Annotated in this window: 9 protein-coding genes; 5 read left to right on the top strand and 4 right to left on the bottom strand. The window is 72.6% G+C overall.

Annotated elements, in window-relative coordinates; all coding sequences use genetic code 11:
• Nucleotides 1–38: 38 nt before the first annotated feature.
• Nucleotides 39–968, bottom strand: coding sequence for a LysR family transcriptional regulator (locus ACFC1J_RS13355; RefSeq protein ID WP_375906770.1), 930 nt, complete (start codon nucleotides 966–968; stop codon nucleotides 39–41).
• 77 nt (nucleotides 969–1,045) lie between these two features.
• Between ACFC1J_RS13355 and ACFC1J_RS13350 the strand changes: the two genes are divergently transcribed.
• Both ACFC1J_RS13350 and ACFC1J_RS13345 read left to right on the top strand, forming a co-directional pair.
• Nucleotides 1,046–2,812, top strand: a complete 1,767-nt coding sequence (locus ACFC1J_RS13350; protein ID WP_375906767.1) for an FAD-binding protein — start codon at nucleotides 1,046–1,048, stop codon at nucleotides 2,810–2,812.
• Between the two features lie 146 nt (nucleotides 2,813–2,958).
• Nucleotides 2,959–3,915 carry a helix-turn-helix domain-containing protein gene (locus ACFC1J_RS13345; protein ID WP_375906764.1) on the top strand — a complete coding sequence of 319 codons (957 nt, stop codon included), beginning with the start codon at nucleotides 2,959–2,961 and terminating at the stop codon, nucleotides 3,913–3,915.
• A gap of 103 nt (nucleotides 3,916–4,018) precedes the next feature.
• On the opposite strand, the gene nirD is transcribed toward ACFC1J_RS13345, so the two are convergent.
• The gene (nirD, locus tag ACFC1J_RS13340; RefSeq protein WP_375906762.1) at nucleotides 4,019–4,432 is read right to left on the bottom strand and encodes a nitrite reductase small subunit NirD; all 414 of its coding nucleotides are present in this window, start codon (nucleotides 4,430–4,432) and stop codon (nucleotides 4,019–4,021) included.
• Between the two features lie 182 nt (nucleotides 4,433–4,614).
• On the opposite strand from nirD, the gene nirB reads away from it, so the two are divergent.
• Genes nirB through ACFC1J_RS13325 form a run of 3 tightly spaced genes read left to right on the top strand, consistent with a single transcriptional unit; the run spans nucleotide 4,615 to nucleotide 9,118 of the window.
• Nucleotides 4,615–7,179, top strand: coding sequence for a nitrite reductase large subunit NirB (nirB, locus tag ACFC1J_RS13335; RefSeq protein WP_375906760.1), 2,565 nt, complete (start codon nucleotides 4,615–4,617; stop codon nucleotides 7,177–7,179).
• The gene (gene cobA, locus ACFC1J_RS13330) at nucleotides 7,176–7,961 is read left to right on the top strand and encodes a uroporphyrinogen-III C-methyltransferase (RefSeq protein WP_375906757.1); all 786 of its coding nucleotides are present in this window, start codon (nucleotides 7,176–7,178) and stop codon (nucleotides 7,959–7,961) included. The genes nirB and cobA overlap by 4 nt, the downstream gene beginning before the upstream one ends.
• The gene (locus ACFC1J_RS13325; RefSeq protein WP_375906754.1) at nucleotides 7,958–9,118 is read left to right on the top strand and encodes a uroporphyrinogen-III synthase; all 1,161 of its coding nucleotides are present in this window, start codon (nucleotides 7,958–7,960) and stop codon (nucleotides 9,116–9,118) included. Before cobA ends, ACFC1J_RS13325 begins: the two co-directional genes overlap by 4 nt.
• A 102-nt stretch (nucleotides 9,119–9,220) precedes the next feature.
• On the opposite strand, the gene ACFC1J_RS13320 is transcribed toward ACFC1J_RS13325, so the two are convergent.
• Nucleotides 9,221–10,777, bottom strand: a complete 1,557-nt coding sequence (locus ACFC1J_RS13320; protein ID WP_375906751.1) for an FAD-dependent oxidoreductase — start codon at nucleotides 10,775–10,777, stop codon at nucleotides 9,221–9,223.
• Complete coding sequence (locus tag ACFC1J_RS13315; protein WP_375906748.1) at nucleotides 10,774–12,960, bottom strand: molybdopterin oxidoreductase family protein; 2,187 nt, start codon at nucleotides 12,958–12,960, stop codon at nucleotides 10,774–10,776. The genes ACFC1J_RS13320 and ACFC1J_RS13315 overlap by 4 nt, the downstream gene beginning before the upstream one ends.
• Nucleotide 12,961 lies beyond the last annotated feature (1 nt).

Genomic DNA, 12,961 nt, shown 5'->3' with positions numbered 1-12,961 from the left:
GACGACGCGGAAGTGGGAGGGCCCGGAAGCGGGCGGGGTCACACCGCCTTCGCGACGAAGTCGCCGGAGTCGACGAGGGCGTCGGCGGTGGCGATGATCGTGTCGCGGAGCGCGGCAGCGGCCCTGGTCGGCGCCATGTCGGCCCGGTGCGCCAGGCTCACGGTGCGGGTGAGCTTCGGCGAGGCCAGCGGCACAGCGCGCAGCCCCGGGCGATCGAGCGCGACCATGGCGGGGACGACGGCGACGCCCACCCCGCGCTCCACGAAGCGCAGCACGGTGTCCATCTCCGGACCTTCCACGACGACCTCCGCGTCGAGTCCCGCTGCGGCGAAGGCCGCGTCCGTCGCCGCGCGCAGCTCGTAGCTGCGCGGGAACGCGATGAGCGGCAGATCCGCCACGGCCGCGAGCGCGATGGCCCGGCCGTGGCTCACGGGCGACTGGGCGGCCGAGGAGATCACCACGAGGTCCTCCTCCAGCAGCGGGGTGCGGCTGAGGCTCACGGGCGAGGCCGCCGCCGCATCCGAGGACGCGAGCAGCGCGAGATCCAGCGCCCCTTCGGCGAGCGCTGCGACGAGCCCCCGCGAGCCGCGCTCGGTGATCTCCAGCTCGATCCCGGGATGCACGGCGCGGAACGCGCCGACGACCTCCGGCACGATGCTCGCGCACAGCGACGGCGGGGCGCCGAGACGCACGCGTCCGCGACGCAGCCCCGCGATCTCGGCCATCTCCCGCCGCACCGAACCTGCATCCGCGAGCATCCGGCGCGCATACGGCAGCAGCACCTCGCCGGCCGCGGTGAGCGAGATGTGCCCGCGCGCACGGTGGAACAGCTCGGATCCGAGTTCCCTCTCCAGCGTCGAGATCTGCCGGCTCAGGGAAGGCTGCGCGAGATGCAGCTCCTCGGCGGCACGGGTGAAGTTGCCCAGCCGGGCGATCTCGACGAATCCGCGGAGCTGCTCGAGGTTCATGGCCATAGCCTAGACGCATTCACTCCAGCCGAATTATGCATTGGAGTAATCACCGGTGGATTCCTAGCGTGGAACCCATGACTGAGAACACCACCCGCGAGCGCCTCGTCTCCACGACCGTGCTCGTGATCGGCACCGGCGGATCAGGCCTGCGCGCAGCCATCGAGGTCGCAGAGCAGGGCGTCGACGTGCTGGCCGTCGGCAAGCGCCCGCGCCACGACGCGCACACCTCCCTCGCCGCCGGCGGCATCAACGCCGCCCTCGGCACGATGGATCCGCAGGACAGCTGGCAGCAGCACGCCGCCGACACCATCAAGGAGAGCTACTTCCTCGCCGATCCGCGCACGGTCGAGATCGTCACGCGTGGCGCGGAGGAGGGCATCCGCGACCTGGAGCGCTACGGCATGGGTTTCGCCCGCGAGGACGACGGACGCATCTCGCAGCGCTTCTTCGGTGCGCACACGTTCCGCCGCACCGCGTTCGCCGGCGACTACACGGGCCTGGAGATCCAGCGCGCCCTCGTCGACCGCGCCAAGCAGCTCGAGATCCCGATCCTCGACACCGTCTACATCACCCGCCTGCTGGTCGACGACGTCCCCGGCCCGGACGGCGGCACCCTCCCGCGGATCTTCGGCGCGTACGGCTTCGACCTCGTCGACGGCACGCGATACCTCATCCACGCCGACGCGGTGATCCTGGCGGCGGGCGGCCACAACCGCATCTGGCGGCGCACATCCTCCCGCCGCGACGAGAACACCGGAGACTCCTTCCGCCTCGCCGTCGAGGCCGGCGGGCGGATCCGCGATCCCGAGCTCGTGCAGTTCCACCCCTCCGGCATCATCGAGCCGGAGAGCGAGGCGGGCACACTCGTGTCCGAGGCCGCACGCGGAGAGGGCGGGATCCTGCGCAACGCGCTCGGCGAGCGGTTCATGCAGAAGTACGACCCGGAGCGGATGGAGCTGTCCACCCGCGACCGCGTGGCACTGGCGGCGTACACCGAGATCGCGGAGGGGCGCGGGACTCCGAACGGCGGCGTCTGGCTCGACGTCTCGCACCTGCCCCGCGAGACGATCATGACCCGGCTTCCCCGCGTCTATCAAACGATGCTCGAGCTGCAGATGCTCGACATCACGAAGGATCCGATCGAGATCGCGCCGACCGCGCACTACTCGATGGGCGGAGTATGGGTGCGTCCGGAGGACCACCGCACCGACGTGGACGGGCTGTACGCGATCGGCGAGGCCTCGTCCGGCCTGCACGGCGCGAACCGCCTGGGCGGCAACTCGCTCATCGAACTGCTCGTGTTCGGCCGGATCACCGGTCGCGCCGCGGTCGCGCACGCCTACGGGCTCGACGCGCAGCACCGCTCCACGGACGCGGTGCGCCGGGCCAGGGCCGAGATCGACGACCTGCTCGCCGCCGACGGCCCGGAGAACGTGCGCGCCCTGCAGCGCGCGATCCGCGACACCATGACCGCGCATGCGGGCGTGGTCCGCGACGAGGAGGGCCTGCGCGCGGGTCTCGCCGAGCTCGACGCGATCGAGGAGCGGATGACGAGGATCGGGATCCACCCCGACATCGCCGGGTTCCAGGACCTGGCGCACGCCTTCGACCTGCGCTCCTCCGCGCTCGCCGCGCGAGCGACCGTCGACGCGGCCCTCGAGCGCCGCGAGACCCGCGGCTGCCACAACCGCAGCGACTACCCCGCGATGGATCCTGCGCTCCAGGTCAACCTCGTCTGGTCCCCGTCCACCGGCGTCGTGCGCGAGGAGATCCCGCCGATCCCGGCCGAGATCGACGCCCTGATCCGGGCGGTCGACACCGCGGGCAAGCTCGTCGAATAGCGCGGCGACGCACGCCGGACGTGCACCGGCCGCGGGCCGGGCGGCAGGGATCCTCCCCCGCCGCCCGGCCCGCGGTGGTAGAGTGCCTCAACGGATCGTATACAAAGTCGTCGATCCACCCCTGCATCTTCCCGAGGTGATCAGTCGTGGCAGCCATTCCCGTCGCTCCCGCAGAGTCCGTCTCGACGCTCGTCGCGCGCAACATCAGCGAGTTCCGCTCCGCTGTGTCCGACTCGTTCGTGCCCCTCCAGGTGAGCGGCGAGGGATCCGCGCCGTTCCGCGGTCTGATCCGGGGCGCGGCCGTCGACGAGGTGCACGTCACCGACCTGCGCGCGTCCCGCCACGTCGTCGAGCGCACGCCGGAGCTCATCGCCCGCGGCGACCGGTCGTACTTCAAGGTGAGCCTGATGCTCGCCGGCACGGGCCTGCTCATCCAGGACGATCGCGAAGCCGTGCTCACCCCCGGCGACCTCGCCGTCTACGACACCGACCGCCCGTACTCGCTCGTGTTCGACGAGGACTTCCGCACCATGGTCGTCATGTTCCCGAAGCACCTGCTGAGCCTGCCGCCGGAGATGATCGGACAGCTCACCGCCGTGCGGATCTCGGGCCAGGAGGGGCTGGGCGGCATGGTCGTGCCGTATCTGCGCCAGCTCGCCACGAACCTCGACCAGCTCGCCGGCGCCACCGGCGCACGCCTCGCGCACAGCGCGCTCGACCTCGTCTCCACGGTGTTCACCCGCGAGCTCGGCCTCGACGAGGCGGCGGCCGACCCGCACCGCGCGCTCATGCAGCGCATCCGCGGCCACATCGACCGCAACCTCGCCTCGACCGACCTCGGACCCACATCGATCGCGGCCGCCCACTTCATCTCCACGCGGCACCTGCACGGCCTGTTCCAGGAGCAGGGCACGACCGTGTCGACCTGGATCCGCGCCCGCCGGCTCGAGCAGTGCCGTCGCGACCTGCTGGATCCGATCCTCGCCGACCGTCCCGTCGCCGCGATCGCCGCGCGCTGGGGCTTCGTCGACGCCGCGCACTTCAGCCGCGCGTTCAAGACCGCCTACGGCGTCTCCCCGAGCGAGTACCGCGCCACGCACTGACACCCGCGAGACTCCATCTCCGCGACGAGACTGCGGCTGAAAACTGCAGTCTCGTCGCCCAGTTGGAGTCTCGCGGATCTACGGGCTGGGGCGGCGGGCGCGGTCAGTCGTCGAACTCGATCTCGATGAAGCCGCCCACGATGCGCGTGCGGAACGTGCGCAGGAGCAGTGCCGGATCCGTGAAGCACTCCCCCGTGCCGAGGTCGTAGACCTCCTTGTGCAGCGGGGAGGCGATCGTGGGCCGATCGCCCCGCGAGCCGACGATGCCGCGCGCCATGACGGGCGCGCCGCGGGCCGGATCCTCGTGCTCGACCGCGTACACCTCTTTCGGCGAGAGCAGGAAGAGCGCGATCTGCCGCATCCGGATCAGTACGGCCTCGCCCCAGGAGGGCTCCAGATCGTCGACCCGGCAGGCGCGCTCCCACACGGCGCTCTCGGGCACGGCATCGGACACTGCCGGACGAGCGAGGGCGGCACGAGACAGGGCGGGACGAGGGAGAGTCTGCGTGATCGTCATGGCCCGACGCTAGGCGGCGCATGTTTCGACGGTCGACGCCGCGTGTGACGGCCGTGTGAAAGAGCGCTCACACGGGCCCGCGGGGACTGTGCGACCGTCGACATCCGCCGGTTACATCGGCGAAACGGTCGGGAAACCGCGTCGACCTACGCTCGGAGCCACCCATACGGAGGAGGGCACGCATGACGACCCGACGAACCCTGATCGCCGGAGGCGGTCCCGCCGCCCACCGCCTCGTCGAGGCCCTGGTGTCGCGCGGCGCCGGAGATCGCAGCATCACGGTCCTGGCCGAGGAGCCCCACCTGCCCTATGACCGCGTGCAGCTGAGCAAGCGCCTCGCCGACGGCGGCGCCGATCTCACCCTCGAGCCCGTGTGCTGGGACGACCCCGCGGTGACGCTGCGGATCGGCGAGGCAGCGGTATCGATCGACCGCACCGCCAGGACCGTCACCACCTCGAACGGCGACGTACTCGGCTACGACGACCTCGTCCTCGCGACCGGATCCGCGGCCCCCGTCCCGGAGATCCCCGGATCCGACGCGGCCAGGGTCTATCGGACGCTCGCGGACGTCGACGCGCTCATCGGCGAGGTCGCCGCCCTCGAGCACGAGCTCGGCCGCCCGCCGCGCGTCGCCGTCGCCGGCGGCGGGCTGCTGGGGCTGGAGGCGGCCGGCGGCGTCGCCGCTCTCGGTGCCGAGGCCGTGATCATCCACTCCGGCGGCTGGCTGATGTCTGCCCAGCTCGACGAGGGGGCGGGGCAGGCACTGGGTCGGCTCATCGCGGCGCGCGGCATCGACCTGCACCTGGGCACTCGCCCGCAGCGCATCCTGCAGGACGACGACGGGCGCCCGACCGCCGTGCGGTGCACCGATGGCCGGAGCGTGCCGGCGGACATCGTCGTGTTCGCGATCGGGATCCGTGCCCGTGACGAGCTCGCGAGGACGGCCGGGATCGACACCGCGGCACGCGGCGGCGTGATCGTCGACGACGCGTGCCGCACCTCCGACCCGTCGATCTGGGCCATCGGCGAGGTCGCCGCGATCGACGGCCGCACGATCGGCCTGGTCGCCCCTGCGAACGCCATGGCGGAGACCGTCGCGGATCGGCTGCTCGGCGGGGACGCGACCTTCACGACCGTGGACGACGCGACCAAGCTCAAGCTCTCCGGGGTGGACGTCGCGAGCTTCGGCGACGCGTTCGCCCGAGAGCCCGGCGCACTGGAGATCGTATACGCGGACCCCGCCCGCGGGCTGTACCAGAAGCTCGTGGTGAGCGATGATGCCAAGACCCTGCTGGGCGGGGTCTTCGTCGGCGACGCCGCACCCTATGCGGGCCTGCGCCCGCTGCTCGGGCGGACGCTGGACGCCGAGCCCGCCGCCTACCTCTCCGCAGCGGGCGCCGAGCCTCCGTCCGGCGGCGCGTTGCCCGACGAGGCGTATGTCTGCTCGTGCAACAACGTCACAGCGGGGAGCGTGCGCTCGGCGGTCTCCGACGGCTGCCACGAACTCGGCGCGTTGAAGACGTGCACCCGCGCAGGGACGCAGTGCGGATCCTGCGTACCGCTGGTGAAGAAGCTGCTGGAGGCCGAGCTCACCGCCACGGGCGCCACCGTGTCGCGCGCGCTCTGCGAGCACTTCGACCAGTCCCGACAGGAGTTGTTCGAGTCCGTCCGAGTGCTCGGTCTCACGAGCTGGGAGGACACGATCGCGCGCCTCGGCCGAGGTCGCGGCTGCGACATCTGCAAGCCCGTCGTGGGGTCGATCCTCGCCAGTCAGCATGGTCAGTACCTGCTCGACTCCGGCCGCGGGCCGCTGCAGGACACCAACGACCGCGCGCTCGCCAACATGCAGAAGGACGGCACCTACTCCGTCGTCCCGCGCATCCCCGGGGGTGAGATCACTCCCGAGAAGCTCGCCGTGATCGCCCGTGTGGCGCAGGACTTCGGGCTCTACACCAAGATCACGGGTGGGCAGCGGATCGACCTGTTCGGGGCCCGGCTGGATCAGCTCCCGGAGATCTGGGAGCAGCTGGTGGACGCGGGCTTCGAGTCGGGGCAGGCGTACGGCAAGGCCCTGCGCAATGTGAAGAGCTGCGTGGGGTCGACCTGGTGCCGCTACGGAGTGCAGGACTCCGTCGGGATGGCGATCGCCCTGGAGCTGCGCTACCGCGGGCTGCGCAGCCCGCACAAGCTCAAGTTCGGGGTCTCCGGGTGCGCCCGCGAATGCGCCGAGGCCCGCGGCAAGGACGTGGGCGTGATCGCGACGGACAAGGGATGGAATCTCTACGTCGGAGGCAACGGCGGCTTCCAGCCCGCTCATGCGCAGCTGCTGGCGTCCGATCTGGACGACGACATGCTGGTGCGCTACATCGACCGCTACCTGATGTACTACATCCGCACGGCGGACCGCCTGCAGCGCACGGCACGGTGGATCGAGGACCTCGACGGCGGCCTCGACCATGTGCGCGATGTGGTCGTACACGACTCGCTCGGGCTCTCCGATGAGCTGGAGGCGGCGGTGGCCGCGCACGTGGACGCGTACGAGGACGAATGGGCCGCGACGCTGCGCGATCCCGAGCGCCTCCGCCGGTTCCGGTCCTTCGTGAACGCGCCGGCCCTGCCCGATCCCTCGATCGCCCGCGTGGCGGAGCGCGGCCAGCTGCGCCCGGCGACCGCCCAGGAACGCGCCGTCGGTGCGGTGCTGGTGGCCGGCCCCGCGATCCCGGTCCGCTCCGAGGAGCAGCCGTGACCGCGCGGGTGGGGACCGTCACCCTCGTCGGCGGCGGGCCGGGCGATCCGGAGCTGCTCACGATCGCCGCGGCGCGCGCGCTCGCATCCGCCGATGTGGTGCTCTACGACCGGCTCGCCCCTTATGAGTCCCTCGCCGAACTCGCGCCCCGCGCCGAGCTCATCGACGTCGGCAAGCGACCGGGGCATCATCCGATCGCGCAGGAGGACATCGAACGGCTGCTCGTGGCCCATGCGCGCGCGGGCGCGGACGTCGTGCGACTCAAGGGCGGCGACCCGTTCGTGTTCGGTCGGGGCAGCGAGGAGGTCGAGGCGTGCCGTCGCGCCGGCGTGCCGGCTCGCGTGATCCCCGGCGTCACGAGTGCGATCGCGGTCCCCGCAGCGGCCGGGATCCCGGTCACCCACCGCGGGGTCTCCCGGCTGTTCACGGTGGTCTCCGGACACGCGCCGCTGGAGCCGGAGGAGCTCGAGCATCTCGCCGGGCTCGGCGGCACGATCGTGGTGCTGATGGGGGTCTCGAACCTCCCGTCGATCAGTGCGGGGCTGCTCCGCTGCGGCATGGCGCCGGACACACCCGTCGCCGTCGTCGAGCGCGGCTGCTCCACCGGGCAGCGCACGACGTTCGCGGAGCTCGCGCGGATCCGCGAGACGGCGGAACGCGCCGGCATCCGCTCCCCTGCCATCGTCGTGATCGGCGAGGTCGTGCGTCGCGCCCGGCTGGGCGATGCGGAGGCGGAGGCCCTGCTCGCCGACGCCGTCGCCGGTCCCGGGGGCGGTGCATGACGTCGGTGGAGGCGCATGCCGCGCCCCTCGACTCCGCCTTCGTGACCGGCTGCGCAGCCGGCTTCGGCCCGGATCAGCTGTCCGGGTTCCGCATCGGCGTGACCAGCGACCGGCGATCGGCGGACCTGATCGATGCCTTCGAGCGTCGCGGTGCGACCGTGCTGCACGCGCCCACCGTGCGGATGAAGCCCGCCGAGGACGATGCGCCGATCATCGCCGACACCCGGCGGGTGATCGCCGCCCGCCCGGACGTGCTCCTCGCCACGACGAGCTACGGGATGCGACGCTGGTTCGAGGTCGCCGACGCCGCCGGTCTCGGCGAAGCGCTCCAGCGCGCGCTCTCTGTGTCGCGGATCCTCGTGCGCGGCCCCAAAGCGCGAGGAGCGGTCCGCGCCACGGGGCTCGACGACGCGGGCATGAGCGACGAGGAGACCACGGCCTCGCTCGTCGACAAGACCATCGACGAGTGCCCGGAGGGTGCGACGGTCGCCGTGCAGCAGCACGGGCACGCCGACGAGCAGCAGCTGCGCCGCCTGCGGGATGCGGGCATGAGCGTCCTCACGGTTTCCCCCTACACCTGGTCCACCGATGAGGACGCCGATGAGCGGATCACGCGTCTGATCGACGCCGTCGCCGCACGGCAGCTGGATGCGGTGACCTTCACCAGCGCCCCGGCCGTGGACGGGCTGCTCGCTGCGGCGCGCGCTCGGGGACGGCTCGATGAGGTCCTCCAGGCGTTTCGTGGCGATGTGGTCGCCGCGAGCGTGGGACCGGTGACATCCGCGCCGCTGCGCGACGAGGCGATCCCCGTGCTGCAGCCCGATCGGTTCCGCATGGGTGCGCTCATCCGGCTCGTCTGCGAGCATCTGGAGGATCGCGCGACGCTGCGCGTGCAGACCCTCCACGGCGCGGTGGAGCTGCGCGGCAGCACGGCCGTGGTCGACGGCGCTCCCGTGCGGTTGACGCCCGGCTCTGTGACGCTGTTCCGTGTGCTCGTCGCCGCCAAGGGCGCAGTCGTCTCGCGCCGCGCGCTCGCCGGCGCCCTCGACGGCGACGAGCACACGATGGAGGTCTCGCTCAGCCGCCTGCGGCAGACCCTGGGCGTTCCCGGGCTGGTCGCCACCGTCGTCAAGCGCGGCTACCGCTTGGACGTCTGAGGCACGGCCGACCGGATACGCCCTCTCTGACCCGCTCTCGTCTTGGATCCGCTCCCAGAATGCCGCACACACCGCGAGCCGCTCGCTGCGCACCACGCACCATCACGGCACCGGGGCGGCGGCGAGCAGGGCGGCGATACGACCCTTGCAGCCGCCGCACCCCGTGCCGGCCCTGGTGCGGCGCCCGATCTCGTCGACGGTGCCGGCCCCCTCGGACGCCGCCTCCGCGATGCGACCCGCGGTGACGCCGTTGCACCAGCACACCGTGGCATCGGGACCGAGCGGGTCCTCGATCGGAGCGACGCCCGCGTCGACGGCGTCGAGCCGCAGCAGCGCGGAAGGCTCGACCGGCAGGGCCGAGCGGCGCTCGTACAGCAGCGTGAGCTCGGCGCCCGCACGCGGCAGCCCGACCGCGACGAAGCCCGCCAGCGTCCCCCGGCGAACCACGGTCTTCAGGTAGGCCCTTCGGGCGGCGTCGATCCAGACGCTCACCTCCGCGTCCGGATCCCAGGGCTCAGCCCCGTGATCACCACCGGACACGACGTCGATCCCGGTCGCCTTGAGCATCACGACGGTCGGACGCTCGTGAGCGGACACGGCTGTGTCGCGACCCACCGAATGCCCCGCGGCCTCGGCGCGCAGACGGGCGGCGACCGCGGTCGCCTGCCGCCAACCAGGGCCGATCAGCCCGATCGGCGCTCCGGGGACGTGCCCGGAACCGCTCGCGAGGCCGGGATCGGCGATCTGCGCGCAGTCCCCGATCGCGAACACGTGCGGGTCGTTCCAGGCGCGCAGCGACTCGTCCACGAGCACGCCCCGCGCGCATGCCAGGCCGGCGTCGAGCGCGAGTTCGGTGCGGGGCCCGACGCCGCAGGAGAGCACGAGCAGGTCGCCGCGGAGATAGGTGCCGTCAGCGCAGACGATGCCGTCGAAGACCCGCCCCGCATCGGTGTCGCGGAAGTCGAGCGCCTCGGCACGGGCGTGTGCCGCCATCTCGAGGCCGGCCGCCCGTGCGGCGAGGGCGAGCATCCGCCCTCCGGCCTCGTCGAGATTGCGCGCCATCGGCGCCGGGCCGTGGTGAACGACGGTGACCCCGGCCCCGTGCTCCGCCGCGAGCAACGCGAACTCCATCCCGAGCACGCCGGCACCGAGCACGATGATCCTCCCCCCGCCCGCGACGACGGGCGCGACCGCCTCCGCGTCGGCCAGGTCGCGCAGTGCGGTCACCCCGGCGGGCAACGGGAGCGGTGCGCTGTCCGCCGGGGCGCCGCGCCGGCGGCGCAGGTCGGGCAGGCCGTCCAGCGTGGGCGCGTTCGCCCTCGCGCCCGTGGCCAGCACCAGACGGTCGTAGTCGACCTCGTCTCCGCGCGAGGTGCACACCCGCTGCGCGACACGATCGATCGCGACCGCTGCCTCGGCGAGGCGGATCCGCACGCCCGCCCGCCGTGCGGCCGCGGTGTCGGCGACCTCGAGGCGCGCACGCGTGGTGGCTCCGACGGCGTACTCGGCGAGCAGCACCCGGTTGTAGGCGTCCTCGGCCTCGGCGCCCAGCACGACGAGGTCGACGCGCCCCGCCTCGACCTCGGGCAGCAGCTCCTCCACGAATCGTGCGCCCACCGGCCCGTAGCCGATGAGCACGACCCGCGGGATCGCTGTCATGCCGCTTCCTCGCCCTCGGACGACGGGCCCCGCGTGACGGAGACGGTCGTGCGCTTGAACTCCGGCATCCCCGAGACGGGATCGACGATCGCCGCGGTGAGCAGATTCGCGCATTCCTCGTCCGGGAAGTGGAACGGCAGGAAGACGGTGTCCATGCGGATCCGGTCGGCGAGCAGCGCGACCGCTCGGACCGTGCCGCGCCCGTTTCGCAGCACGATCGGATCCCCGTCGGCGATGCCGAGGCGCGCCGCGGTCGCGGGGTGCAGCTCGGCCCGGGCGCGTGGCTGCGCGGCCGACAACTCGGGGACCCGCCTGGTCTGCGCACCGGACTGGTAGTGCTCGAGCAGGCGTCCGGTGATGAGCGTCAGGCTCGCGGCAGGCCCCGTGATGGCGGGATCGGACGGCGGCGCGGACTCCTGCCCTGCGTCGTCGCCGAGCTCCCGCGGACGCACCGCGACCAGCCGGGCCCTCCCGTCGGAGTGACCGAACCGCTCCAGGAACAGGCGCGGGGTCCCGCGAGACCCGGCGGGGTACGGCCAGTGCGCGGCGATCCCCGCGTCGTGCTGGGCGTCAAGGAGCTCGTGGCTCAGCCCCGAATAGTCCGCGATCCCCCCGGCGGAGGCGCGGGCGAGCTCCTCGAAGACGACGGCGGGCTCGGTCTGCCAGACCGAGGGCGCATCCAGCCGCGCGGCCAGGTCGGCGAGGATCTCGAGCTCACTGCGCACACCGGCGGGCGGATTCAGAGCCCGCCGTCGGCGGATGACACGGCCTTCCAGGTTCGTCATCGTGCCCTCCTCTTCCGCCCATTGCGTGATCGGCAGCACGACGTCGGCGAGTGCGGCGGTCTCGCTCAGCACGAAGTCGCAGACGACGAGCAGATCGAGGGACGCCAGCCCCGCCCTCGTCCGTGCGACATCGGGCCCGGAGACCACCACGTTCGCCCCGTGCACGAGCAGCGCGCGCACACCCCCCGGCACGCCGAGCATGCCGAGCAGCTGCACCGCGGGCACGCCGGGACCGGGAAGGGCCGCCGGATCCACACCCCACACCGCGGCGACCGCGGCGCGGTCCCCGGGATCGGCGATCCGGCGGTAGCCGGGTAGCTGATCGCATTTCTGGCCGTGCTCGCGCCCGCCCTGACCGTTGCCCTGCCCTGTCAGCGTCCCGTATCCGGATCCGTGCCGGCCGGGCAGCCCGAGGACGAGAGCCAGGTTGATCGCCGCAGTCACGGTGTCGGTGCCGTCGACATGCTGCTCGACGCCGCGACCGGTGAGGATGTACGCCCCGCGGGATCCGGCGAGCCGCCGCGCCGTCGCGCGCAGCTCTGCGACCGGCACCCCGGTGTTCGCCTGCACCCGCTCCGGCCACCAGGCGGCGACGCTGCGGCGTATCTCGTCGAAGCCGACGGTGCGTGCCGCGAGGAACTCGAGATCGGCCAGTCCCTCGGCCAGCACGATGTGGGTGAGCCCCAGCAGCACCACGAGATCGCTGCCCGGTACAGGCTGCAGATGGCGGCCGGCACCGTCCTCGGTCAGTCGCGCGGTCGGCGAGTGGCGCGGATCCACGACGATGAGGCCGCCGGCCGCGCGCGCGCCCGCCAGGTGCGAGAGGAACGGCGGCATGGTCGCCGCCACGTTCGAGCCCAGCAGGAGGATCGTGTCGGCGTCATCGAGGTCTTCGACGGGGAACGGCAGGCCCCTGTCCACCCCGAAGGCCCGATTGCCGGCTGCCGCCGCGGACGACATGCAGAATCGGCCGTTGTAATCGATGCGGGAGGTGCCGAGCGCGAGCCGGGCGAACTTGCCAAGCAGATAGGCCTTCTCGTTGGTGAGACCGCCTCCGCCGAAGACCGCGACGGCGTCGGGGCCGTCCTCGCGCCGGATCGCGAGCAACCGCTCGGAGACACGGTCCAGCGCCTCGTCCCACGTCGCGGGTCGCAGCCCTCCCGCCTCACGGATCAAGGGCGCGGTCAGGCGATCCGGCGTCGCGAGGAGCTCCGCGGACGTCCAGCCCTTGGTGCAGAGGCCACCGCGGTTGGTCGGGAACATCCGGGGCTCGACCCGCGCCGGCACCGCCTCGTGCGGCGTCGGCACCAGCGTCATCGCGCACTGCAGGGCGCAGTACGGGCAATGCGTGGCCGCGGCGTCCGGCGCCGCGCTCGGGGATGCGGTCGCGGTCGGCATA

It is taken from the genome of Microbacterium sp. NPDC056052 (assembly GCF_042266785.1).
Taxonomy (GTDB): Bacteria; Actinomycetota; Actinomycetes; order Actinomycetales; family Microbacteriaceae; genus Microbacterium.
The sequence above is the reverse complement of the archived record's forward strand: the minus strand, read 5'-3'. Positions and strand labels throughout refer to the sequence as shown.